Here is a 23,351-nt window from a genome sequence, read left to right as displayed (position 1 = left end):
TCAGCCTCTCATGATAAAAAAGGCGGCTCGCTCAAAGTCGCCCTTTTTTTTATAAAAATCTGAGACATCAGCAAGCAGATCCTCAAGATCAATCCAGGCTTCTTTTCGTTCAAGACATGTGACGAGCGTGGCGATCTGCTCATCTGCCTTTGGCGTTTGGCTGTAGAGAAGAGATAAGATTTGAAACTTCATTCTTAATATATCAAACTGGGAAGCAACGGCTTCTTTCAGTCCTTTTTGAATATATTTCATCCCTTCATCGGTTAAATTTTCTTTAAAACAGGAACGCACAGTTTCGTATAGGCACGATACATAGGAGTGTGCTGACTTTCGGTATGCTGGAAGACGAAGTGCTTTTTTGAAGTATTCTAGCGCTTCCTTATGACGGTTTTGTCTTGACTGAATAAAGCCAGCATCATAGTAAACGATACCGAGCAGCTCTTGATCATCAATCTTTTTCACATAATCAATAATTTCAATGAAAATATCTTCCGCTTCCTTATATTTTTTTTGGTCGCTATAGTTAAGAGCGAGCACAATTTTACACCGATAGATGCTATGGATATCTCCGTGCTTTGCAAAAATATCCATGGCTTTTTGAATATGACGAATCGATAACAACGAGTAACGGTTGTTATAATAAACACCGCTTGTACGGAAATGGAACTCTGCTTCCTCCAGCTCATCGTTAAGTAATGGCAGTCGTTCCTCTGCCTTTTCGAGATAATGAATCGCATCATTTTGATCACTTTTTAAAGATTCATATAATCCGAGAAAGAAATAAAAATAATATTGCAGTTCTTCGTTCATTTCATCTTTGTGGGGCAGCAGTTCATGTTTGAGTTTTTCTAAGTCATCTGTCTGATTCATCCAGAGCTGATGACGGAAAAGCATCAGCTGATAATGGAAATAGAGTTCCTGTTTTTTTGATAATTTGCGTTTATATTTTAGCAGTGTTTTTTTGATTTCTTCAGCCTTCGAAAAATGTCGATGCTTTAGCATTGTATACCAGGAATGGAGAAGTTTTTTTATGGATTTATCGCTCATAAAATTCATTTTTACCCTCTTATTCAATCAATGTTGTAATATATATTACCATATTTGTGAAAAAACAATGAGTGTAGTGTGGATTATATTTGATGACAATTGGTAATGGTAGATTCTATTTTTTACCATATGCATAAGGCGAATATTGAAAAATGCCAGCATTCATAATATACTTCTATAGGAATCAAATGAAGATCAGCGATATAGAAAAGAAGGAGAGATCAAGATATGCTTGATGCTCAGCAAATTCAAGACATTATTCCACACCGTTATCCATTCTTATTGGTCGACCGTATTTTAGAGGTAGAGGGAGAAAAAAGAGCGGTTGGAATTAAAAATGTCACAGTGAATGAAGAATTTTTTAATGGCCATTTCCCTGGATACCCAGTCATGCCTGGTGTGCTTATAGTAGAAGCACTCGCACAGGTTTTTGGTGTGATTATGTTAGGCAAGGAAGAAAACAAAGGAAAGATTGGTTTGTTTGCAGGGATTGACGGATGCCGCTTCAAAAGACAGGTCAAGCCTGGTGACCAGCTTCGTTTAGAGGTTGAAGTGACGCGCCTCCGCGGGCCGGTTGCAAAAGGAAAAGCAGTAGCGACAGTAGATGGCGAAGTTGCATGTGAAGCAGAACTGACATTTTCTATCGGTCCTAAAGTATCATGATTTTCCTGGCGGTTCATCAAGCATGAATCGCTTTTTTATTTAGAAACGTTCAGTTAGAACGGATAAGGACTTGCAATTTTGACAAAAAAACGTCATATTAGACAAAAAAAGATGAAGGTGATAAAGGATGCTGAAAGAATTTAGAGAGTTTGCCGTCAAGGGCAATGTCATTGACTTGGCTGTAGGTGTCATCATTGGGGGAGCATTTGGCAAAATTGTCACTTCTCTTGTGAATGATTTAATCATGCCGCTTGTCGGTATTATTATTGGAGGGCATGATTTTAGCGGTTTATCCATTAAAATCGGAGCTGCTCAAATTTTATATGGAAACTTTATTCAAACAGTGGTTGATTTCTTAATTATCTCGTTTTCCATTTTTATCTTTATTCGTTATTTGAATAAGTTAAAACGGAAAAAGGTCGAGGAAGAAGAGGTTGTGGAAACGCCGGATCAAACGGAAGTTCTGCTAACTGAAATTAGAGATTTATTGAAAAATCAAAGCCAGTCTAAAGATGTGCAATAGAAAAAGAGCGGCTGATCCCGCTCTTTTTTATGTGTTTTGTTTAAAAGCATCCAGTAGTTTTTCTCCTGACAGCCCCTCTTTGACGAGGTCTTTTAATACTTCTTCAGTTTCTGTTCTGTAACGATTTGTAATCATTTTACCATCGAGTAATACAGAAATGTTTTCTTCTAAGGCAACGATGTTTTTGACTTGGACAGATAGATGAACAGGGCGGTTGTTTTCTTTAGTGATCGTTACAAGAATCTTCACTTCTGTGTGCTGCTGAAAGAGTACCTCAAATACCTGTCTATGTTTCTTTGGAATGAGTGCCTCAATCATCCAGTGATTTTCACCGTCTTCTTTATTAATGATTAAACCGTCACGAAGGGGAATGCTGGACATTTTATCTTGCTGTGGATCAAGTTCAATTTTTAAATCAATCAGCCTAAAGGTTTTCATATTTATCACCTCACAAGCGTTCATTATTCGTAAGTATTATTATAGCATACAACATCTGTATAAATGAAACCGCTGCCTGCTTAGAACTAGCTGCACATGAGTGAAAGGAGATGTTTTATGGAGTCCTATCAATTGAGAAACATTCATATTGGCGACGACAAGGCAAAGAGTGATATACGTGTTTATTCGTGGGGAGACATTCTTTCATTTTGTGATGTGTATATGGAAGAAGGAGAGTCACTCACGTTTCAATATGTCACCAAGGATCAAATGGACTGTTTTGAGTTTCAGCTGTCGATTCATGATGGCCGGCTTTGTTTTTATTGGTTTGCGTGGGACGGATCTGATTATATTCACATGCCTTCTAGTAATTGGATTCATTCAGATATTTTTTATCAATTTATGAAAAATAAGTATTTCATCAAACAAAACAAGATGATGTTTTATACGCAAGCCGTAAAAAACAGAAATTAATGAGGATATAGAGAATTTGAAGGCCTATTTTGCTATTTTCATGTTTTGTCCCATACGGCCTTTCTCCGTAGACTAGGGGTAGCTGAAAGGAAAGGAGGCAAGTCCCGAATTAAAAGGTAACGTCTATCATCTGACAGCCCCCCTCTAGCTAAAGCTGATAGATGCTGCCTTGTTCATATGAACACTGCGTAATATAGAACCAATGCTTCTTTGTATAGGTCATGTGTCCCCTTGTGAATCCCCTATGTGTGTATCCGGTCATATTTGCGTGGCCGGATACCCTTTTATTCACTGTTTAACCGATCAGCTCTTGCAAATAGTGGATACTCATTTCATAATGATGATGGATTTTGTTAACGGTATGTCGGTTGAAAATAAAGACAAAAAGGAGAGAACGATGACAAACATTCAATTAATCGCAACGGATTTAGATGGAACTTTATTGAACAGTGAACACAAAGTGAGTCAGGAAAACGAGCAGGCATTAAAGGAAGCAGCTGCGAATGGAATTGAGGTTGTCGTGTCAACAGGGAGAGCGTATTTTGATGTGAGGTCTATTTTTGACCAGCTTGGTATGAATACATGGGTGATTAGTGCCAATGGAGCTGTGATTCATGATCCAACTGGACAAGTGTACCATTCAGCTGCTTTACAAGCAGAAAAGGCTAAACATATATTGTTATGGCTTGAAGAACGTAATTATTATTATGAAGTCTTTACAAACGAAGCCATTTTCACACCGAATCGCGGCAGAGAACTTCTTGCGATTGAAATGGACCGTTTAAAAAGTGCAAATCCAGAAACGGATCAGAATGTCTTAAAGCAAGCGGCAGAAGTTCAATACAGCCAGTCGGGTTTTTCTTATATTGATACATATAAAGAATTGTTTCGTGAGGATCGAAAGCTTTCATTTTACAATATCTTAGGTTTTTCTTTTTTTCAAGATAGATTGAATGCCGGATGGGATATGTTTGGTGATGATTCAGATTTAACATTGGTCAGTTCGGCTGATCATAACTTTGAAATTGGTTCAAAGGACGCGTCTAAAGGGCAGGCATTAACAAGGCTGGCAGAAAGACTAGGTATTCCTTTAAGTAGGGCAGCGGCTGTAGGAGACAGTTTAAATGATGAATCAATGCTTCGAGCTGCTGGTGTTGGGGTTGCAATGGGGAATGCGAGACAGGATATAAAAGAAATCGCTGATCACGTGACGTTATCAAATGATGAACACGGAGTCGCGCATATGATCCGGCACCTTTTGAAATAGATGAATCAGATGTCGTGGTATAAATCACATAGGATGAAGCGCATTCTACAAAAGAGGAATTCAGAACCACTTCTATTTACACATGATGTGGAACATCATATAATTTAATTATGAATATAACCCGCTTGTAAGGAAAATAAGGAGAGTAAACGAATGGCGCTGGAATCTTATAAGTCCGAAAATCTGCATTTAATCAAGGAAGCCTTGGACTATACTCAGGTTGGCCTGACGGTGACGGACCCGTCTTTACCTGATAATCCTTTAATATATGTGAACAAGGGCTTTTTAGATATGACAGGCTATCAAGAAACCGAAGTATTGGGGAGGAATTGTCGTTTCCTTCAGGGAGATGAAACTGAACAAATCGCTCTCAAGCAAATTAGAACAGCCATTGAGAACAAAGAGGCTGTCACGGTTCAGCTGAAAAATTATAAAAAATCTGGACAAATGTTTTGGAACGAGTTAAGTGTCGCTCCTCTTTGGATTGACGAAAAGGAAGGAAAACGTCTTTATTTCGTTGGTCTGCAAAAGGATGTCACGAAAGAGAAGGAACAGCAGGAGCTTCTTGAGCAATCAATTGATGAAGTGCTGAATATTTCTGTCCCAATCGTTCCGGTGAAAGATGGTATCTCTGTGTTACCGATCATTGGTACGTTAACAGCGCCTAGATTTGATAAGATCATTTCAACGGTCTCCACCTATATCTCTCAATCCAAGGATGATTATTTTATTGTCGATCTGTCCGGATTATTAGAAGTGGATTCATTTGTGGCAGATGCGATCTTTAAGCTGAACGATTTGATTTTAATGACAGGTACTGAACTCATTGTGACAGGAATTAAACCGAATCTTGCAATGAAAATGGGAGAAATGAGAGAGGACTTCCGTGAATTAAATACGTATATGAATGTGAAATCTGCATTGAAAAAACTGAACATTTAGCGTACGTTATATGAAATGAAAAAGAGGACTTTTCTCAAGATTAATGAAAAGTCCTCTTTTTGCTGTGATTAAGATGATTGAGCGGCGGCACTTAAGGTAAATAAGTCTTCTAGTTCGTTTGTCGATAGCTCTGTAATCCAGCTTTCGCTTTGGATAATTTGATCATTTAATGTTTGTTTTGTTTCGAGCATTTGATCGATTTTTTCCTCGATTGTGCCCGTTGTGATCATCTTATGGACGTGAACAAATCGTTTTTGTCCAATCCGATAAGCTCGGTCTGTTGCTTGGTTTTCCACAGCAGGATTCCACCATCTATCGTAGTGAATGACATGGTTTGCAGCGGTTAGATTGAGTCCTGTTCCTCCTGCCTTTAAAGAGAGAATTAAGATGTTGAATTCTTTCTTCTGGAAGCGGTCCACCATTTTGTCCCGCTCTTGTTTTGAGAGGCTGCCATTTAAAAATTGGACCGGTTCTCCAAACATCTTTTCTGCCAGCTGCTTGATCATGTTGCCCATTTCAATATACTGCGTAAAGATGAGACAGCTTTCTCCTTGCTCATGTATCACTTTTAACAGCTCTGCGAGTTTATCCATTTTTAACGAACGTTTCAGCAGTTTCACATCTGTTCCGCTCTCTTTTAAATAGAGCGCAGGGTGATCACAAATCTGTTTGAGTCTGCCAAGCATACTTAAAATAATGGCTTTTCGCTGCATCCCTGTTAATGATGCCATGTGTTCAAATGTATCCTTCACGAGCTGTTCATATAAAGACGCCTGCTCAGCGGAGAGCGGAATGAATTCTTTTTCTTCGAGTTTCTCAGGCAGGTTCAGGGCAACCTCTTCATCTTGTTTTGTTCGTCTTAATAAAAATGGTTTGATCAGCTGCTGGAGCTGTTCAATTCTTTTTTCTTCACGGTCTTTTTCAATCGGAAGGACGAACTTTTTATGGAAGCTGGTCAGGCTGCCGAGATATCCTTTGTTGACGAAGTCGAATATGGACCAAAGCTCTGTCAAACGGTTTTCCATTGGTGTCCCGCTGAGGGCAATGTGATGCTGTCCTTTGAGCTGTCTAATCGCTCTCGATTGTTTCGTATGGGCGTTCTTGATGTTTTGGGCTTCGTCTAAGCAAATGGTATTCCACTTTGCTGCCGTTAATTCATCACGATCAGAATGTGAGAGTCCATAAGACGTCAGAACAATATCTGTTGACTCGTATGCTTTTGTGAAGTCCTCTCCCTGTGGACGCGATGGGCCATAATGCAGGGCAACCTTCAAATGTGGTGCGAATGTTTCGAGCTCTCGCTGCCAGTTTCCTAAAACAGAGGTCGGCGCAATGATGAGAGAGGGAGCGGCATTTTGCTCCTGCTCCTTCAAATACGTGAAATACGCGATCATTTGAATCGTTTTTCCAAGTCCCATATCATCTGCTAAACAAGCCCCAAATCCATGAGATCTTAAAAATAAAAGCCAATTCACGCCATGCTGCTGATACGGACGCAGTGTGCCTTTGAAGGACTCACTCATTTCGTAAGAAGGCAGCTCGTGCGAATCATTTAATTGGTGGACAAGCCCTCTTAATTGCGATGAAAGTTCAAATTGAATATGGGCAAATGCTGAACTGTCTAGTAGTTCTGGAATCGATTCAGAGGAAGCTTCTTGATCTGCCAGTTCGCGTGACAAAATATCAGACATGTGAAGTCCTTCATTTTCGGCACGCTCCATCCACTTTTTCATTTGCTGAATGAAGGTCGGGTCTATTTTGATCCATTGTCCTCGAATGTTGACAAGGCGTCGTTTGCTTTGGACAAGTTCGTTAAACTCATCTTCTGTCAGTTCAATGCCGTTTGTAGCAAAGCGCCAATTAAAGTCCATTAATGCGTCCATTCCGACATGCGATTCGCCTCGCGGTGTAGAAGAAATCCTTGCTTTTAACATCATCGTGCTGTCTTTAACAATTTGCCACCACGATGGGAGCAGAATCTCAATGCCCATATTGACAAGTGTTTCACTTGCTTCAGATAGGAAGAGCCATGCTTCTTCTTCTGACATAAGTGTGGTGCCAGATGTGAAAGAAAGCCAAGGGACGATTTGACTGAATCGTTCCAGCTCTCTTGAAATTTTATCTTGATACGGATGCCAAGACCTTTTCAATGAACGAATGCCTTCAAAAAAGTGAAGGTCACTGTTTTTCTTGTCCCGCAAAAACAATTCGATTTTCCAATCATCTCCGTCAAAATCCGGTTCATTTAAGCGCAAGCCGACAGTGAACGGCGTCTCATCATCTATCCAGCCAATCGTCTCCAAGAAATCCTGCTCATCTAGAAAATGTCCTTGGAAGGTTGAGAGCGCAGGCGATTGTGCGTTCATGAGTTCCCATTTGTGCTGCAAGGCATCATCATACTGAATGTAATCCTGTACAGCAAAGGAGAACCAATCAGCCGTATAACCATCTAATAGGCCTTCTTTATCTTTAAACCGAAGCTCGCCTTTTGTCCACGCCTCATAATCGGGAACGAAATCTTCGTCCTCGATGAATTCGTAAATGGTGGAGGCAGTCTTCATCAGTGGTTCCGTTTCATCCGTTAATGTCACATGACTAAACGTATTAAATGAATTTTTTCCTAGCAATTCAACGGTCATCCAAGGGCTTAACAGAAAGGCAGGAGTGCCAATAAAGCTGACATCTTCTAAAAATGTTCCGTAGAAAGAAGATTCGTGCCATTGGAAAAGCTGCCTCTTCATTTCATTAAGCGGAACAGGGTGTCCGTCCTCTGCTTGCGCTGAAATGGTGAAAGAGAAATCTTCAGTTTGTTCTGCATGAATGACAATTTGTTTATGGCGTGTCATCAATCAATTTTCCTTTCTTCATTTCCTCTTGGAACGCACGCAGCCGTTTTGTTGAATCTTGCAGCTGCTTTACATACCTTTCCCAGATCACGGTTTTTTTCGTTTTATGATAAAGCGTACGCAGTTTCTTCAGCATTTTCACAGACTCTCGATAAGCACTTCGATTCTTTTGATCGAGAAGCAGTGAGATTTCACGGTGGTACGATGGAATGAGGGCTTCCGGCTCCTCTTTTGCAATCTGTTTGATCAAATCCTTCTCCAGTTCACTAATGGAGAAACCAACAAGGCTGTGAATCTCAATCCATTCCGCATAACGCTGCTGTGCATACAAAAGCTGACTGTATTCTGTAAACGCATAGGGCATACAGATTTGGAGATAACGTTCATATAAATGATGATCCTTCGTCTGCTTAAAGTATGCATCTAAATAAAAGAAGAAGTCACTGACGGCTCCCCGCAGTTCTCTGTAGGAAAGGTCGAGCTGGCAATATTCCTCTAATATATAGGTGATTTCATGATACCAGAGCTTGAGCCGCTTCCAGTCCTTTCGGTTTGTGAGATCCTTCAGCCAATTGAGCACATTTGGCAGCATATCCGCATTAAGCAGCTGTAATTGCTGAAAGAGGCTTTCGTCTTCTTTCAGTAAATAATCCATGTGCATCAGCCCGATGGTACGTTCAACCGTTTGTTCTTTCTTCTGGGCGTTCTTTAGTAATTCTGTTTCTTTTTTGACCCATTTCCCTCTATTTAATATGGTGCCCCAAATCTCCATAAAGACCGCTACTCGTTCATGCTGGAAAGGTCCATTGATTTGAAGAAGTGTGCGAACGGCAGTTGGTGTGTTTTCAAGAAACGGATCGAGGGAAAAGGAAAGAGCGTATGTCTTCAAATGATCCACTGAATCGAAAATGGTGTTCATGAGCTGTTCTACATAGGGATTCATGGAATAAAAGTCTTTTTCGGCATCAAGCCGGCCGAGGTCGACGAGTTCATGGAGCCTCAGCCATACATCGATCGACGTATGAATTGCATACAAGCTCTTGAATTCAGGTGAAGCAGGTGCGTGTTTTTTTAGGATCGATAAATAGCCGTAATATAAATGCTGCGGTGTTTGCTGGTGCTTCGGTGTCCGTTTCAGCCAGAGGTTAAATTCCTCTTGAAAAAAAGTCAGCCAGCTTTGGAGTGATTGTTCGTCTGGGCGCTTCACTTGGAAGTGCTGGCGAATCAGTTCTTTGCTGCGCTGTAATTCATCTTTTTCTGACCAATGTTCTGTAAACCCTGTCACACTCTCTACTTGAGCGTATAGCGAAAAGAAGACAGCGAGAATGTGTTTACAAAGTCCATCTGCTGGACATGAGCAGCTGCTTCTCACAGGAAACAGCACATGAAGGTGGACTCTTGCTGCCACGACATCATGTACATAAGCTGACCATTCGGTATCAGACTCTTGCTTGAGCCGATATACGCTGTCCTGTCTATAAGTAATCAATGCTTTTTTGATGAGTTGTTTGTTTTCATCTGTTGCAGGAAGAAGTTCTTTGATCTGTTCGGCTGTTTGTTTGATTTCTTCTTCGTTGATGTTGTGCTGAAGCATTTGATCCGCTCCTAACCAAGTAAAAGATTCCAATTCTTTTATTATAGCTCAATGGGGATTTATAAAAAAGTTTTTCATGAAAATGGTCATAAATTTCAAAAGCTGTCGAATGATGTAATAGAGTATTGCATAAACCAACCTTACAGCATATAATAATGAAATTAGTGGAATCGAAAGGATACAGACATGGATAATAAGGGTTTAAATCAAGAAGAGTTTTTAAAGATTTTGATGTACGCTCATGATATTGGTGAAAATTCAAATGATGTCACAACAAAAGAAATGCTTGAAAATCTGATTGCTCATATTCGAAATGGTCTTGTTTCATAAAAGTGACCCCCTGCTAGTGATGGCAGGGGGTTTTTGTATGCTTTTAAGAATGGAATGAACGCTCCCGGCATACGATGTCATTACAAGCATAAGGAGTATGGGGAGCTGATGGAGTCATGAATATTGCGATTGCAGGCTGTGGGTATGTGGGGCTTGTGACAGGTGTGTGTTTAGCGGAGGCAGGTCATGATGTGGCGTGTATTGATATTGACCGCCGAAAGGTCATGCAGCTGAAACAGGGAACCCCCCCAATGTATGAGCCCGGGTTAAAAGAGTTATTGAAACGCAACCTTGAGCAGGGACGAATTCATTTTCACATAAATGGAGCGGAAGTCTACCCGCGGGCTGATGTGTTAATGATTGCAGTCGGCACCCCGCAGCAGGCAGATGGCCAAGCTGACTTACAGTATGTGTTTCAGGCTGCAAAAGAGATGGGCTTAAAAGCAAAGTCAGGGGCGATTCTTGTGGTGAAAAGTACGGTTCCTGTTGGAACGGGTGATCAAATCGATCAGTTGATCCATCAAGAATTAGGACGGAAGGAGCCACTAGCGATTGCATCTAACCCAGAATTTTTACGGGAAGGCTCTGCCATTTCAGATACATTGAGGGCGGATCGGCTAGTGATTGGAGCTGAAACAAAAGCCGTATTAGACAAGTTAGAGGACATGTATGCTGATTTCCACCTTCCGTTGGTGAAAACAGACCGTAAAAGTGCTGAAATGATCAAGTATGCATCAAATGCATTTCTTGCGACAAAAATCAGCTTTATGAATGAGATTGCCTCCATTTGTGAAAAAACAGGGGCTGATGTTGAATGGGTGGCGCAGGGAATGGGACTTGATCAGCGGATCGGTTCTTCCTTTCTCAGAGCGGGCATTGGCTACGGAGGTTCTTGTTTTCCCAAGGATACAAATGCCCTTGTCCAAATTGCAGGGCATGTGTCCCATGATTTTGAGCTGTTAAAGGCTGTCATCAAAGTAAATAATGAGCAGCGAGCAGGTTTTATCCGCAATATTCAGGAGCGGCTGGGGGCAGCTCTTGAAGGGAAGCGAATTGCGCTTCTTGGTCTGTCCTTTAAACCGAATACAGATGATATGAGGGAGGCGCCATCTATTCCGATCGCTCATGAGCTCCATCAATTAGGTGCGGAGCTTGTGGCATATGATCCTGTTGCTGCCCGGCATGCAGCTCGCGAGCTGCCGGATCAAGTCTTATTTGCTCAAACGATTGAGGAAGCGATCAAGGATGCCGATGCGGTCTGTCTATTAACAGAGTGGGCGGATATTCAGTCGTTTCCACTCGCTTCCTATAAGAAATGGATGAAGCGGCCGCTTATTTTCGATGGACGAAACTGTCATACACTTGAAGAGGCAGAACAAGCAGGGGTCGAGTATCATTCGATTGGGCGCAGATCAGTTTCTCCAATTTATATGTAAAAGAAAACCGATAACAGTGAATGTTATCGGTTTTTATGAATGCGGCAGAATGAATCCGCCATATAAAAATGCAGCCACAATCAGAAAAGCAGGGTGCAGCTTGAATTTGGTCATCAAGAAAAAGGAGATCGCAGCAATGGCGAGCGATTGCGTCCAGCCGATGGCTTTCACAGCATCTCCGCCGATTTCCCATGTTAATAAAAGCATCATCATCGCAATGACAGGCTGAACGGATAAGGTCATGCCTTTTACGACGGGAGATTGACGAAAGCGGTCAATCAGCTTGAGCAATAAAATCAGCCCAACAGCGGATGGCAGGACAGTTGCAAGCAGTGCCACGATAAAGCCTGGCCAGCCCATGACGTCATAGCCGACATATGCTGCAATCTTCGTAGCGATTGGCCCCGGCAGTGCATTGGCTAAAGCCAGCATATTGGAGAATCCTTCGTTCGTCATCCAATGAAAATGATTGACGATTTCTTCATAATTGAGCGGGATGGATGCAGGGCCACCGCCATATCCTAATAGATTGGATAAAAAGAATGCCCAGAATAAAAAGAGAATCAGCATCATGAAGACACTCCTTTCTCTTTATTTGGCCGATTCCAGCGATTTTTCAGTTTAAAATGAAAGGCGCCATAAAGTAAAAAGATCATGACAATAATTCCTGGATGAATGGACAGCACTTGCAGCCCAATAAAGGCAAGAAGAAATAGAACGATCCCGAAGATCATGCCGAAGCCTTTCAGCGCTTTTTGTCCAAACTCATATGCCATGATACCTAACAGAACAGCAATGACAGGGGTCACAGCGCCAATCATATTTTGAATGATTTGTGAGGAGCTTAAAACGCTGACAAGTGTAACAAGGGCTACCATGGCGAGACATGTTGGTAAAATATGAGCAGCTGTGGCGACAATTGCGCCAGATACGCCCTTTAATCGATAGCCGAGGTATGCTGACATTTTCGTAGCGATCGGGCCTGGTAATGCATTGGCGATGGCGAGTGTTTCTCCGAATTCGTCATCGTTGATCCATTGGTATTTCACCACCGCTTCATGGCGAATAAGCGGTATGACGGAAGGGCCTCCGCCAAAACCGAGAATACCGGTTCGCACCATAGCGATAATGAGTTCGATATATGATTGCAAGTGGTTCAACTCCTGTCTACAATTTCATGCCCATGCGGCTTTTGTATCGTTTAATGAGCATTTGGCAGTCCACACTGACAACGCCTTCTAGCGGGTATAGCTTTTTTGTCAGGAAAGTCTCCATTTCCTGTTCATGTTGAAAAATGCCATGCATATGCAGCTTGCTTGGTCCTGTCATGTGGTAAAGGCTTGTGACAGCCGTTTCCTTTTCAAGCTGAAGGGCTACCGCTTCTAAAAATTTCGGCTCTACCTCTACATTAAAGAAGACAGAGACATGAATGCCGACCTTCGCTGGGTTAATCACAGCGGTGAATCGTTCAATGACTCCTGCTTCAATGAGCTGCTGAATGCGGGCTTGTACGGCAACACGTGACAGACCGACCTGTTTGCCGAGATCTGTATAAGACATGCGCCCATCCTCGTGTAATAGGGATAAAATTTGTTTATCTCTTTCGTCTAATGTTAGGTTTGGAATGCTATAGTCTTTTGACACCGTATAACCACCTTTCTTCTGTTGATATTCTATCATATTTTATTACGAATAGAATGGATGATTTCTATTTTGGTATCGAAACGAAAACATTACGTGCGAGAAAACATCTTTGTGCATAAAAAAACACCCCGATCTCATCGGGGTGTCTTCATTTATTGATCCGGGCTGCTTTCTGCACTGGCAATTTGCTGTGCAAGATCAGCACGATCAATGTCTGCTTGGAAGAATTCCTGCGTATTTGGCAGGTGTAAATTCATATGGCGTTTTTGAGAAATGCGGATGGTGACTTGATCAACGGTGTAATCAAATACGTGTCCGCCAACACTTCGATCTTCATCAATAAAATGAAGATGATATCCACTCACCGCAATGCCATGTGCATACTGCGGTGTACGGAAGCCTGCGATCGTGCCTTGAATATCCTCGAAGTCGAAAATAGGCTGAGACTTGACTGCTTCTACCATTGGAACGTAAGGTTTTTCCTGTTTTTCAACCGTACGTGTTTGAACCTTTTTGAATGATCCATCAATGCGGACCGCATAAAAGATATTTTTACTTGGTAAAATGCGGTCGATTTCTTCTTCAAGTTCTTTAGACGTCATAGGTGCATCAATTCGATGAACGATATCTGTTTCAAAGAATGCTAGAGAGCAGAATGGTGAATAATCTTGATTGGTGACCGGTGTCGCTGTTCCGTCCGAGCGCAGCCGGTAGAATGCGCCGTCAAAGCCGATCAGCTCTCCATCTAATTGATTGAATGTACCGATGCCAAAATCACCGTGTTCAGGAATATGTGCGAGGGAGAAATCTCCATCATATACGGCTTCCAGCAGGGAGGTCATTGTTGATACTTGATAGACCTCTTGCTGTTTGTCATGCTGTCTTGTGTCATTCTGTTGATTCATTGGGTGCATCATACCCATAACCGCTCACTCCTTTAATGTAATGTATCGAAGTCTTATCTGACGTTCATTGCATGTTTTTTGCGAAAGACTTCTGGCCATTTTTGACTGGCGAGGTCAGGGTTGTCTTGATAGTCAATCGGAATATCAATAATCACGGGTCCTTCTATGTTTATACCCTTTTGAAGGACGGTTGAAAGCTCCTCAGGTGAGTTGACCCTTAGTCCAGTCGCTCCAAAGCTTTCCGCATATTTCACTAAATCGATCTGCCCGAATTCAACGCAGGATGTACGGTCATATTTCATTTCCTGCTGGAACGCGACCATGTCGTATGTGCTGTCGTTCCAAACAAGGTGAACGAGGTTTGTTTTCTTCCGGACTGCTGTTTCTAGCTCCATTGCGGAGAAGAGAAAACCGCCATCACCTGAGACCGAGATAATCTTTTCATCTGGATTCATGATAGAAGCCGCAATTGCCCATGGTAATGCGACGCCTAATGTTTGCATGCCGTTACTCACCAGGAATGAGTTCGGTTCATAGACGCGGAAGTGACGGGACATCCAAATCGCGTGAGATCCGATATCACACGTGACCTTCGTGTCATCAGGAATCAGACGTCTCAATGTATGAATGACATCCAGAGGGTGAGATCGATGACTTTCTCTTTCTGGTGTCTTTTCGATGTCGCTTAATAGTTCCTGTAATTCAGTGACGAATTCTATGTTCTCTTTGCTTAGAGAAAGGGGAACACTGTCATGCGCTAGATGTTTGACGGTTTCAGAAATATTGCCTACAAGCTCAAGCGCTGGCTCATAAAAATGGTCAATATCTGCCTGCATGTCATCAACATGGATGATCTGACGCTGCTGCGGCTGAAGATTCCAATGCTTCGGATCATATTCAATTGGATCAAAGCCAATGGTCAAAAGGACATCTGCATGTTCAATGAGAAGATCACCCGGCTGATTACGGAATAAGCCGATTCTGCCTACATATTGAGACTCGAGCTCTCTTGAGAGAACGCCGGCTCCTTGATACGTTTCAACAAATGGGATACCAAGTGTTTTTAATAATGCTCTTGTGGCATTTGCAGCAGCTGGACGACTAGCTTTCATTCCCACAATCGCAATAGGTAAGTGTGCATTTTGAATTTTGGCGATAGCCGAACTGATGAGAGCATCTGGTGCAGGACCTAATTCTGGAGAAGGGTGAGCAGACACTGGTGTTTGTGTGGTGTGTTCTGTCACGACATCTTGTGGAAAGCTGATAAATGCTGCTCCAGCCTGCCCTTTTTGTGCCGCGCGAAAAGCATTCGTTAATGCTTCTGGTATATTATGAACGTCTTGTACTTCAACGCTATATTTTGTGACTGGTTTGAATAATGCCGCATTGTCGAGTGATTGATGTGTTCGTTTCAGACGATCTGCACGAATGACGTTTCCGGCGATTGCGACAACAGGATCACCTTCTGTATTGGCTGTTAATAGACCTGTTGCTAAATTAGATGCACCAGGACCTGATGTGACAAGACAAACACCTGGTTTGCCGGTTAATCGTCCGACAGCAGCTGCCATAAAGGCTGCATTTTGTTCGTGTCTGCATAGGACAAGCTCTGGACCTCTGTCTTTTAATACATCAAATACAGCGTCAATTTTTGCACCTGGAATCGCAAAAACATGGGTCACACCTTGAGCAATCAGCGTATCAACAATCAACTCTGCTCCTCGTCTTGTTAGGGGTTGTGCTTGAGATTTCATTTACCCCGCACTCCTTTCGGCAAGTAAAATTTTTTATGAAAATATATTTTCATGATATGATTTACTATACATTTCATAAAATAAATTTTCCAATATATGTTTAACGTGGTTTTGATATGTTTCACGAATAAGTGTGTGAGGAGTGAAAGGATGGAACTGAGACATTTGCAGTATTTTGTCACAGTAGCGGAGGAGCTGCATTTTGGCAGAGCAGCCGCGCGGTTGAATATGACACAGCCTCCACTTAGTCAGCAAATTAAGCAGTTTGAGGAAGAATTGGGTTTTCCTTTATTTCACCGGTCGAAGCGGGTGGTGGAGCTAACAGCAGCTGGAAAGGTCTTTTTACATGAGGTTCGGGGAGTGCTGCAGCAGCTTGATAAAGCCGTTGATCATGCCCGTCATACAGCAAGAGGAGAGCTGGGGAAAATCATCATAGGTTTTGTTGGAACGGCGACGTATGATATTCTGCCGCCCGTTGTACGTGAATTCAGGGAGCTGTATCCCTCTGTCAGTATTGAGCTGCAGCAGCTTTCTGTTCCGCAGCAGCTAGAGGCACTTTTAAATGGTGAGATTGATATCGGTTTTTTACATCCTACATCGCCGCATGAAGAATTAGTGAGTCGTTTGATGAAGCAGAGTGAATGTATTTTTGCGATTCCAAAAAATCATCGATTGGCTAATAAAGAGACGGTCGCGATTGAAGATATCCGTCATGAACCGATTATTTCTTTATCACAGGAATCATGGCCGTCTCTTTATCAGCACTTTGTCCTGCTATGTGAAAAGTACGGGTTTTCTCCAAATATCGTGCAGGAAGCGGCGGAATATCAAATGATCATTGGCCTCGTCACAGCAGGGATCGGTATTGCAGTGATTCCAAAATCAGCCCGGCGTTTATTTAATCTGGATGTTGTATATCGGGCCATTGAGGATGAACAGCTTCTGGCGGAATGGACGATTTCCTATAGACGGGAAAATCATAATCCTGCTTTATTTCATCTTGTTCACCATATCCTGCATCGCACCGAGCTGGAATAAGAGGTATAGGGAACGGGTTATGGTATGATGTCGTTACATGAAAAGGAGGCGTACCTGAATTGATTACATTGCAAATGGATCAGCTGTCACGAAAAGAGGCATATAAATTATTATCTGGTTCTATCGTTCCAAGACCGATAGCGTTTATTACAAGTCTGTCTAAAGAAGATGTTGTCAATGCCGCACCATTTAGTTTCTTTAATGTCATCAGCGGACACCCGCCGCTCATTGCGGTTTCTATCGGACGACGTGATGGTCAGATGAAAGATACTGCGCAGCATATCATTGACAGGGAAGAGTTTGTCGTCCATGTGAGTGATGAAGACATGATAGAAGATATTAATGAAACAGCTGCTACATTGCCTCGGGAAGAGAGTGAGCTGGATCGCACCGGACTTCATCAAGTAGAGAGTCATGTCATTTCAGTGCCGGGAATCAAGGAAGCGCGCATTCGTTTTGAATGTCAGCTGGAAAAACATCTGACCTTTCAAAATGATGAAGGGGAGATCACAGTTGATCATATCATTGGCCGGGTTGTATGTGCACATTTAGATGAGGGTGTTTATGATGCAGAAAAAGGCTATGTTTCTACTAATGAACTGAAACCAGTTGCTCGCCTAGCAGGTAATGATTATGCCCATTTAGGCACGTCATTTGTGCTGAAAAGACCACAGTAATAGGAAAACCCCCGAGGGAAATCGGGGGTTTTCTGTTTATTTCTTCTGTTCTAGTTTGAGTGGAGCTGCGATGTTCTTTTGTACCTTTTTCCCTTTTAATACGTCGTTTGCAGCACCGACTGCCAGTTGACCGATCAGCTCTGGCTGCTGCGCGACTGTTGCAGAGAGCTTTCCTGCTTTGATTGAGCTGAGTGCATCTTCGTTTCCATCAAAGCCAACGACAAGAATGTCTTTCCCAGAGCTTTGAATCGCTTCTAGTGCGCCAAGTGCCATTTCATCATTGTGGGCAAAAACGGCTTTGATGTCAGGGTTTCCTTGAAGGAGGTTTTCCATGACATTCAGTCCTTTTGTCCGATCGAAGTCGGCAGCTTGTTTTGCTGTCACTTTTAGATCTTTATCCGCTATTTGATGGAATCCTTTTCCACGCTCACGTGTAGCGGAAGCGCCTGGTACGCCTTCTAATTCAGCGACTTTTGCTCCTTTGCCAACCTTGTCAATGATAAATTTAGCTGCCATTTCTCCGCCTTTGACGTTATCTGAGGCGACAAGTGCTTCTACCTTTCCACTTTCGGCTGAGCGGTCTAATGTGATGACAGGTATATCAGAAGCGTTTGCTGATTCGACAGCGGTTGATATGGCAGATGAATCCGCTGGGTTGATGAGCAATGCGTCGACGCCTTGCTGAATAAGGTCTTCAACATCACTTGTTTGTTTAGCTGAATCATTTTGTGCATCTGCAATCACGACTTCAATGCCTAGCTTTTTCGCTTCTTTTGTCACACCGTTTTTCAGAGAAACGAAGAATGGGTTATTTAACGTCGAGATCGACAGCCCAATTTTGATGTCCTTTTTCTTGCCATCCTTTGATGACTTGGCCCACTCCGGCGGTTCAAGTGAGCAGGCAGAAAGCATGAACAATGAGAGAGTCAGGATGAGAATAAGATATTTTTTCATAGCGGCTGCCTCCTTAAGCAGATTTCTTTCTGTCTAATAGGACTGCAATCAAGATGACAATCCCTTTCACAACAGATTGATAGAATGATGAAACGCCAAGTAAGTTCATACCATTGTTCAGGACACCGATAATGAGCACCCCGATGAGTGTGCCGACAATTCGTCCTCTTCCGCCGGACAGGCTTGTCCCGCCAAGTACGACGGCAGCAATGGCATCAAGCTCATAGGACGTACCAGCTGTTGGCTGCGCTGAATTTAGGCGAGATGTTAAGATCGCACCTGCTAAGGCAGACATGAAGCCTGCTAATGAATAGATCATAATTTTCACGCGTGGTACTTTGATTCCTGAGATGAGAGCCGCTTTTTCATTCCCGCCGATGGCATATGTTCTTCTGCCGAAAGGTGTTTTATGAAGCAGTACCCAAAGTACGATAAAGGTGAGAAGCATCGTAATCGCTGGAACAGGAATGCCTAAGAAATATCCGCGGCCGAATAACTGAAAGGCATAGTTAGAGCCAAGCCCAGTAATCGGGTTTCCGTCTGTATAAACGAGTGTCAAACCTCTGAAAATTGTCATCGTGGCAAGCGTTGCGATAAATGGAGCCATCTTGCCTTTTGTGATTAAAAGACCGTTGATCATCCCAAGAACGGCACCGATGATACACCCGACGATAATGGCTAAAATCGGATCCATGCCAGAAACGATAAAGCCGGCAGTCAGGGCACTGGACAGTGCAAGAATAGCACCGACTGATAAATCAATACCTCCAGTTAAAATAACAAACGTCATGCCAAAGGCAATGAGGGCATTAATGGAGATTTGTCTCAGTAAGTTTAAAATGTTTAATGGCTCTAAAAAGGCTGGGTTTAAAATAGAAACAATGGCGACAAGGATGATGAGTCCTAAGAATGGCCCAAGCTTTTGCATGATGTGATCAAATCGTCCATTTGAAGTAAGTGGTTTCATGTTACTTCCCTCCTGTAGCTAGTGTCATAATTCGTTCCTGCGTTGCTTCTGCTTTGTCTAATTCTCCGCTGATGGTTCCTTCATGAATGACGAGCACCCGGTCGCTCATCCCGAGTATCTCTGGGAGTTCAGAGGAGACCATTAAAATGGCAACGCCTCGATCGGTCAGCTCATTCATTAACTGATAGATTTCTCGTTTCGCTCCGACGTCGACTCCGCGTGTCGGTTCATCTAAAATCAAGACCTTCGGCTGTATGCCGATCCATTTGGCGATGACGACTTTTTGCTGATTTCCACCAGACAGGCTTCGGGCAGAGATGTCAGAGGAAGCCGTTTTAATCGTCAGTCGTTTGATGAGAAGGTCGACAAAATCCTGTTCTGTTTTCTTATCAATCAGTCCCTTTGGAGAGAAGCTTTTTAAGTTTGGCAGACCGATGTTTTCTCGGATGGATGCATCAAGCATCAATCCTTCATCCTTGCGATCCTCTGTGATAAAGCCGATGCCGAGCTTGACGGCATCACTTGGTTTTTTAATAACAGCCTTTTTTCCATGAACCCATATTTCTCCTTGATCAAGAGGATCAAGACCAAACAGCGACCGCATCATTTCGGTCCGGCCAGCACCCATTAAGCCTGCAACACCAACGATTTCTCCAGCTTTAACTGAGAAGCTGATATCTTGAAATTGTCCTTTTCTCGTTGCTTGTTTCACCTCAAGGACAATGTCTCCTGTAGAAGGCGTTCGCTCAGGATATCGATCTGTCAATTCACGGCCGACCATTTTTTTGACGACTTCATGGAAATTCGTTTCAGGTATGGCTTTCGTATCGACCGTTTTCCCATCACGCATGATCGTAATCCGGTCACAGATTGCAAAGATTTCCTCCATACGGTGAGAAATATAGACTATGGAAACGCCTTCTTTTTTGAGAGATTCAATGACCTGGAAGAGCTTCTCGATTTCCCGTTCCGTAAGAGCTGCTGTCGGCTCATCCATGATGATGACCTTTGCATCGGTCATTAATGCTTTTGCAATCTCAATCATCTGTTTTTGTCCAACAGAACAGCTGCCTGCCTCTTGTTCAAGTGAGAGATTCACAGACAAACGGTCCAGCTGCGTTTGGGCGAGGGTCTTCATTTTTTTAGTATCTAGCAGTCCGAGTTTCGTATAGATTTCTTTCCCGATGAATAGGTTCTCCAAGACGGTCATATCCGGCCATATGTTGAGCTCCTGATGAATGAAGGCGATGCCGTGCTGCTCCGCTTCCTTCGGATTTTTGAAAGCGGTTTCTTTTCCGTCGATTTGTATCGTTCCTTGATCTAAAGAATAAAGACCTGTAAGCAGATTCATTAAAGTTGATTTTCCCGCACCATTTTCACCCATGAGTGCGTGGACTTCACCTGTGACGAGGTCAAAGGAGACCCCGGAGAGAACGGTGTTTTTTCCAAAAGCCTTATGGATGTTATGCATCTCTATGTTCATATCTGGATCCTCCTTTTAAAAGATGACACCGGCATGAAGAATGCAGTTTGCGTATGGGGTGGCTTCACCCGTTCGAATGACTGCTTTTGCCTGTTTGGTCATGTCTTTGAACGTCTCGTGGTCTACTTCATGTAACGGTTTTGAGAGCGCTTTCTTAAGAAATAAATGATCTCGTTCATTGGCTTCTTTGATTTCACTAGCTACAGTGATGTTTTCAACGGCCATTTCCTGAAGAAGGAGGGAGGTGACCTCCTGAAAGGATGGTGTTCCGATTGATAATGCCAGGTCGATTTTGACTGGACCTTCTGGGATAGGGAGACCACAGTCTGCGATGACGATTGTATCTGTGTGGCCAAGATCAGCAAGCACCTTGGCGATATGGCTGTTTAGGATGCCGTTTTTTTTCATTTCTTTTTCTCCAATTCTTCTCTTGTTGGCATGCCGCCTTGTGCGCCAAACTTTGTGACGGACATTGATGCTGCAAGGTTGGCAAAGGCAAGTGCGTCATAGAGGGATTTGCCTTCTGTTAGAGCGACAGCCAACGCTCCGTTAAAGGTATCGCCAGCTCCTGTTGTATCGACTGCTTTGACAGGAACGCCTGGAACCAACACGTCTTTCGTTCCATCAAAATATCGAACCCCATTTTTTCCTTCTGTGATTAATAATTTGTTAGGGTATTGACGCAAGGCATCTTCAATTGGCAGACCATCAAACATCAGAACAGCTTCATGTTCATTCGGTGTAATGTAAGCAGCCTGATCTAAAACCTGATTCGATACTTTACGGGCTGGTGCAGGGTTTAATATGACAGGGATTTCTTTTTCACTGCAAATGGCGCAGACCGCTTCGACCGTTTCTTCAGGTATTTCCTGCTGGATGAGAACCATCCCAATATCATCAATTGTAGAAAGAGCATCACTTACATAGTCAGGAGTGACCTCGTCATTTGCCCCTTTGACCACAACAATGCTGTTATCACCTTCTGCTAAAATGATATGAGCTGTGCCGCTCTCCATTTCGGTAACCGGTTTCATATATGAGGTACGGACACCTTGTGCTTGTAAATTGCTGAGAATATCATGGCCATAAGCGTCATCACCAACTCGGCCTACCATATATACATCTGCACCGAGTCTGGCGCTTGCGACTGCCTGATTGGCACCTTTCCCGCCTGGGACCGTTTTAAACGATTCGCCTAAAACCGTTTCACCGGCATTTGGCCGTTTATCTGATGTGACGACTAAATCCATTGAACAGCTTCCTACTACAACAATATGTCTCATTGTGAATCCACCTTTCTTGTGGTCTCTCGTTCAATAAAAGAAACGGGCATTTGAATAACTGGTTGATCTATCGGTTGTTTCTGAATCGCTTTGATTAACAGCTGTGCTGCTTCTTTTCCCATCTCATAGGCCGGCTGCCTTATGGTCGATAAGGAAGGAAAGAGCAGCTCACTTTGCGGAATATCATCAAATCCAATGATTTGAACGTCTCCTGGAATCGCTTTTCCGATTCGAAGCGCTTCATGGATGACCGCTGTTGCGACGATATCATTGCTGGCAATGATCCCATCTGTTTCAGGGTACAGCTGGAAAAGGGCCTTGGCACTTTTTCGAGCTTCTTGAAAGGAAAAGGAAGCATTAGACATCACATGAAAGTCGACACCTGTTTCCGTGAGAACATCGAGTGCGCCTTTGAATCGCTGCCGCGCTGTTTGCAGATGGGCAGGTCCTTTTAACAGTGTGATCTGCCGGCTGCCGCGTCTGATTAATTCCATTGCCGCCATTTTCCCGCCAGCTGTAGCATCTGCAAAAACAGAAGGTGCATGTGGAACCGTTCGATCTAAAAACACAACAGGCAGATCATCATCATTGTATATATCTGATTCAGGTTCATTTGTGACCGCGATGACACCGACCACTTGATTTTGTTTAAAGGTTTGCAAGTATGCCATTTCTTTCTCTCGATCTTCATCACTGTTTCCGAATAATAACCGAAAACCGTGCGCATGAATCTCATCCTCAACGCCTCTAGCAAGCTGAGGAAAGAAGGGGTTTGTGATATCAGGCAAGATTAAGCCGATTAAGCGTGATTCTCTTTTGAAAAGGGATCTAGCCACTTCATTGGGAAAGTAGTTCAACTCCTGCATCGCTTGCGTCACGCGGGTTTTCGTATCAGAATGAACATATCCAGTATCATTGAGCACGCGTGAAACAGTGGCAACAGACACTTGTGCAGCTTTTGCGACATCTTTAATTGTAGCCAATGGAGAGCCTCCCTTCATGAATGTGTAACCGTTTACACACATAGATTATCACGAAAGCATCGAAATGACAATCTAAAAAAAATAAAAAAAGAAAAGAAAGAAG

General features: G+C 42.9%; 24 protein-coding genes. 9 read left to right on the top strand and 15 right to left on the bottom strand.

What is annotated here, in order from left to right; all coding sequences use genetic code 11:
- Complete coding sequence (locus tag MHI08_RS16625; RefSeq protein ID WP_151039776.1) at positions 1-1,056, bottom strand: tetratricopeptide repeat protein; 1,056 nt, start codon at positions 1,054-1,056, stop codon at positions 1-3.
- A 219-nt stretch (positions 1,057-1,275) separates the two neighbouring features.
- Between MHI08_RS16625 and fabZ the strand changes: the two genes are divergently transcribed.
- Together fabZ and mscL are read left to right on the top strand one after the other, a co-directional pair.
- Positions 1,276-1,710 (top strand): 3-hydroxyacyl-ACP dehydratase FabZ, encoded by a 435-nt coding sequence (gene fabZ / locus MHI08_RS16620; RefSeq protein ID WP_012011512.1) that lies wholly within the window; start codon positions 1,276-1,278, stop codon positions 1,708-1,710.
- Positions 1,711-1,837: 127 nt separating this feature from the next.
- Positions 1,838-2,233: a large conductance mechanosensitive channel protein MscL gene (mscL, locus tag MHI08_RS16615; RefSeq protein WP_024423693.1), complete on the top strand. Its 396-nt coding sequence runs from the start codon at positions 1,838-1,840 to the stop codon at positions 2,231-2,233.
- 27 nt (positions 2,234-2,260) lie between these two features.
- Here the strand turns inward: mscL and MHI08_RS16610 are convergent, their stop codons facing one another.
- Positions 2,261-2,671: a YwpF-like family protein gene (locus MHI08_RS16610; protein WP_024423692.1), complete on the bottom strand. Its 411-nt coding sequence runs from the start codon at positions 2,669-2,671 to the stop codon at positions 2,261-2,263.
- Positions 2,672-2,788: 117 nt separating this feature from the next.
- Here MHI08_RS16610 and MHI08_RS16605 point away from each other — a divergent pair, with 117 nt between their 5' ends.
- From MHI08_RS16605 to MHI08_RS16595, 3 genes are all read left to right on the top strand, one after another.
- On the top strand, positions 2,789-3,145 hold the full coding sequence (locus tag MHI08_RS16605; RefSeq protein ID WP_024426317.1) for a hypothetical protein: 357 nt from the start codon (positions 2,789-2,791) through the stop codon (positions 3,143-3,145).
- Between the two features lie 406 nt (positions 3,146-3,551).
- A complete protein-coding gene (locus MHI08_RS16600) occupies positions 3,552-4,412 on the top strand; it encodes a Cof-type HAD-IIB family hydrolase (RefSeq protein ID WP_342500202.1) in 861 nt (286 codons plus the stop codon).
- Positions 4,413-4,565: 153 nt separating this feature from the next.
- Positions 4,566-5,354, top strand: a complete 789-nt coding sequence (locus tag MHI08_RS16595) for an STAS domain-containing protein (protein WP_029706346.1) — start codon at positions 4,566-4,568, stop codon at positions 5,352-5,354.
- A gap of 68 nt (positions 5,355-5,422) precedes the next feature.
- Here the strand turns inward: MHI08_RS16595 and MHI08_RS16590 are convergent, their stop codons facing one another.
- Together MHI08_RS16590 and MHI08_RS16585 are read right to left on the bottom strand one after the other, a co-directional pair.
- Positions 5,423-8,200 carry a DEAD/DEAH box helicase gene (locus MHI08_RS16590; protein WP_034624472.1) on the bottom strand — a complete coding sequence of 926 codons (2,778 nt, stop codon included), beginning with the start codon at positions 8,198-8,200 and terminating at the stop codon, positions 5,423-5,425.
- Positions 8,187-9,794 (bottom strand): SWIM zinc finger family protein, encoded by a 1,608-nt coding sequence (locus MHI08_RS16585; RefSeq protein WP_041115535.1) that lies wholly within the window; start codon positions 9,792-9,794, stop codon positions 8,187-8,189. Before MHI08_RS16585 ends, MHI08_RS16590 begins: the two co-directional genes overlap by 14 nt.
- A gap of 186 nt (positions 9,795-9,980) precedes the next feature.
- On the opposite strand from MHI08_RS16585, the gene MHI08_RS16580 reads away from it, so the two are divergent.
- Together MHI08_RS16580 and MHI08_RS16575 are read left to right on the top strand one after the other, a co-directional pair.
- A complete protein-coding gene (locus MHI08_RS16580; protein ID WP_003214884.1) occupies positions 9,981-10,124 on the top strand; it encodes a hypothetical protein in 144 nt (47 codons plus the stop codon).
- A gap of 116 nt (positions 10,125-10,240) precedes the next feature.
- Positions 10,241-11,560, top strand: a complete 1,320-nt coding sequence (locus MHI08_RS16575) for a UDP-glucose/GDP-mannose dehydrogenase family protein (protein ID WP_224426772.1) — start codon at positions 10,241-10,243, stop codon at positions 11,558-11,560.
- A gap of 33 nt (positions 11,561-11,593) precedes the next feature.
- On the opposite strand, the gene MHI08_RS16570 is transcribed toward MHI08_RS16575, so the two are convergent.
- From MHI08_RS16570 to alsS, 5 genes are all read right to left on the bottom strand, one after another.
- Positions 11,594-12,130 carry a chromate transporter gene (locus MHI08_RS16570; RefSeq protein ID WP_024423686.1) on the bottom strand — a complete coding sequence of 179 codons (537 nt, stop codon included), beginning with the start codon at positions 12,128-12,130 and terminating at the stop codon, positions 11,594-11,596.
- Positions 12,130-12,711, bottom strand: a complete 582-nt coding sequence (locus MHI08_RS16565) for a chromate transporter (protein ID WP_081372104.1) — start codon at positions 12,709-12,711, stop codon at positions 12,130-12,132. The genes MHI08_RS16570 and MHI08_RS16565 overlap by 1 nt, the downstream gene beginning before the upstream one ends.
- A gap of 16 nt (positions 12,712-12,727) precedes the next feature.
- Positions 12,728-13,204 (bottom strand): Lrp/AsnC family transcriptional regulator, encoded by a 477-nt coding sequence (locus MHI08_RS16560; protein WP_024426311.1) that lies wholly within the window; start codon positions 13,202-13,204, stop codon positions 12,728-12,730.
- A 152-nt stretch (positions 13,205-13,356) separates the two neighbouring features.
- The gene (budA, locus tag MHI08_RS16555) at positions 13,357-14,127 is read right to left on the bottom strand and encodes an acetolactate decarboxylase (RefSeq protein ID WP_024423683.1); all 771 of its coding nucleotides are present in this window, start codon (positions 14,125-14,127) and stop codon (positions 13,357-13,359) included.
- 35 nt (positions 14,128-14,162) lie between these two features.
- Positions 14,163-15,863, bottom strand: a complete 1,701-nt coding sequence (gene alsS / locus MHI08_RS16550; RefSeq protein WP_024426310.1) for an acetolactate synthase AlsS — start codon at positions 15,861-15,863, stop codon at positions 14,163-14,165.
- Between the two features lie 150 nt (positions 15,864-16,013).
- Here alsS and alsR point away from each other — a divergent pair, with 150 nt between their 5' ends.
- Entirely contained in the window at positions 16,014-16,901 is an 888-nt protein-coding gene (alsR, locus tag MHI08_RS16545) for an acetoin biosynthesis transcriptional regulator AlsR (RefSeq protein WP_024426309.1), read from the top strand.
- 59 nt (positions 16,902-16,960) lie between these two features.
- Positions 16,961-17,578, top strand: coding sequence for a flavin reductase family protein (locus MHI08_RS16540; RefSeq protein WP_024423680.1), 618 nt, complete (start codon positions 16,961-16,963; stop codon positions 17,576-17,578).
- A 36-nt stretch (positions 17,579-17,614) separates the two neighbouring features.
- Here the strand turns inward: MHI08_RS16540 and rbsB are convergent, their stop codons facing one another.
- From rbsB to MHI08_RS16510, 6 genes are read right to left on the bottom strand one after another with little or no spacing between them, the layout of a single operon-like run.
- Complete coding sequence (rbsB, locus tag MHI08_RS16535) at positions 17,615-18,532, bottom strand: ribose ABC transporter substrate-binding protein RbsB (protein WP_024423679.1); 918 nt, start codon at positions 18,530-18,532, stop codon at positions 17,615-17,617.
- 13 nt (positions 18,533-18,545) lie between these two features.
- Positions 18,546-19,499, bottom strand: a complete 954-nt coding sequence (gene rbsC / locus MHI08_RS16530) for a ribose ABC transporter permease RbsC (RefSeq protein WP_024423678.1) — start codon at positions 19,497-19,499, stop codon at positions 18,546-18,548.
- 1 nt (position 19,500) lies between these two features.
- The gene (locus MHI08_RS16525; protein ID WP_056765604.1) at positions 19,501-20,982 is read right to left on the bottom strand and encodes a sugar ABC transporter ATP-binding protein; all 1,482 of its coding nucleotides are present in this window, start codon (positions 20,980-20,982) and stop codon (positions 19,501-19,503) included.
- Positions 20,983-20,997: 15 nt separating this feature from the next.
- The gene (rbsD, locus tag MHI08_RS16520; protein ID WP_025093920.1) at positions 20,998-21,390 is read right to left on the bottom strand and encodes a D-ribose pyranase; all 393 of its coding nucleotides are present in this window, start codon (positions 21,388-21,390) and stop codon (positions 20,998-21,000) included.
- On the bottom strand, positions 21,387-22,265 hold the full coding sequence (gene rbsK, locus MHI08_RS16515) for a ribokinase (RefSeq protein WP_342499786.1): 879 nt from the start codon (positions 22,263-22,265) through the stop codon (positions 21,387-21,389). The genes rbsD and rbsK overlap by 4 nt, the downstream gene beginning before the upstream one ends.
- Positions 22,262-23,248, bottom strand: coding sequence for a LacI family DNA-binding transcriptional regulator (locus MHI08_RS16510; protein ID WP_268422832.1), 987 nt, complete (start codon positions 23,246-23,248; stop codon positions 22,262-22,264). The genes rbsK and MHI08_RS16510 overlap by 4 nt, the downstream gene beginning before the upstream one ends.
- Positions 23,249-23,351 lie beyond the last annotated feature (103 nt).

Origin of the sequence: Bacillus sp. FSL M7-0791, from assembly GCF_038627085.1 — a bacterium.
GTDB lineage: Bacteria > Bacillota > Bacilli > Bacillales > Bacillaceae > Bacillus > Bacillus safensis.
This window is presented reverse-complemented; position numbering and strand designations above follow the sequence as displayed.

Bases quoted from the DNA above. Each gene is read 5' to 3' on its own strand.
- rbsC (WP_024423678.1), bottom strand. From the start codon at position 19,499: ATGAAACCACTTACTTCAAATGGACGATTTGATCACATCATGCAAAAG.
- mscL (WP_024423693.1), top strand. From the start codon at position 1,838: ATGCTGAAAGAATTTAGAGAGTTTGCCGTCAAGGGCAATGTCATTGAC.
- alsR (WP_024426309.1), top strand. From the start codon at position 16,014: ATGGAACTGAGACATTTGCAGTATTTTGTCACAGTAGCGGAGGAGCTG.
- MHI08_RS16590 (WP_034624472.1), bottom strand. From the start codon at position 8,200: ATGACACGCCATAAACAAATTGTCATTCATGCAGAACAAACTGAAGAT.
- MHI08_RS16575 (WP_224426772.1), top strand. From the start codon at position 10,241: ATGAATATTGCGATTGCAGGCTGTGGGTATGTGGGGCTTGTGACAGGT.
- rbsB (WP_024423679.1), bottom strand. From the start codon at position 18,532: ATGAAAAAATATCTTATTCTCATCCTGACTCTCTCATTGTTCATGCTT.
- MHI08_RS16595 (WP_029706346.1), top strand. From the start codon at position 4,566: ATGGCGCTGGAATCTTATAAGTCCGAAAATCTGCATTTAATCAAGGAA.
- rbsK (WP_342499786.1), bottom strand. From the start codon at position 22,265: ATGAGACATATTGTTGTAGTAGGAAGCTGTTCAATGGATTTAGTCGTC.
- MHI08_RS16625 (WP_151039776.1), bottom strand. From the start codon at position 1,056: ATGAATTTTATGAGCGATAAATCCATAAAAAAACTTCTCCATTCCTGG.
- MHI08_RS16580 (WP_003214884.1), top strand. From the start codon at position 9,981: ATGGATAATAAGGGTTTAAATCAAGAAGAGTTTTTAAAGATTTTGATG.
- fabZ (WP_012011512.1), top strand. From the start codon at position 1,276: ATGCTTGATGCTCAGCAAATTCAAGACATTATTCCACACCGTTATCCA.
- MHI08_RS16610 (WP_024423692.1), bottom strand. From the start codon at position 2,671: ATGAAAACCTTTAGGCTGATTGATTTAAAAATTGAACTTGATCCACAG.
- rbsD (WP_025093920.1), bottom strand. From the start codon at position 21,390: ATGAAAAAAAACGGCATCCTAAACAGCCATATCGCCAAGGTGCTTGCT.
- alsS (WP_024426310.1), bottom strand. From the start codon at position 15,863: ATGAAATCTCAAGCACAACCCCTAACAAGACGAGGAGCAGAGTTGATT.
- MHI08_RS16605 (WP_024426317.1), top strand. From the start codon at position 2,789: ATGGAGTCCTATCAATTGAGAAACATTCATATTGGCGACGACAAGGCA.
- MHI08_RS16525 (WP_056765604.1), bottom strand. From the start codon at position 20,982: ATGAACATAGAGATGCATAACATCCATAAGGCTTTTGGAAAAAACACC.
- MHI08_RS16570 (WP_024423686.1), bottom strand. From the start codon at position 12,130: ATGCTGATTCTCTTTTTATTCTGGGCATTCTTTTTATCCAATCTATTA.
- MHI08_RS16585 (WP_041115535.1), bottom strand. From the start codon at position 9,794: ATGCTTCAGCACAACATCAACGAAGAAGAAATCAAACAAACAGCCGAA.
- budA (WP_024423683.1), bottom strand. From the start codon at position 14,127: ATGGGTATGATGCACCCAATGAATCAACAGAATGACACAAGACAGCAT.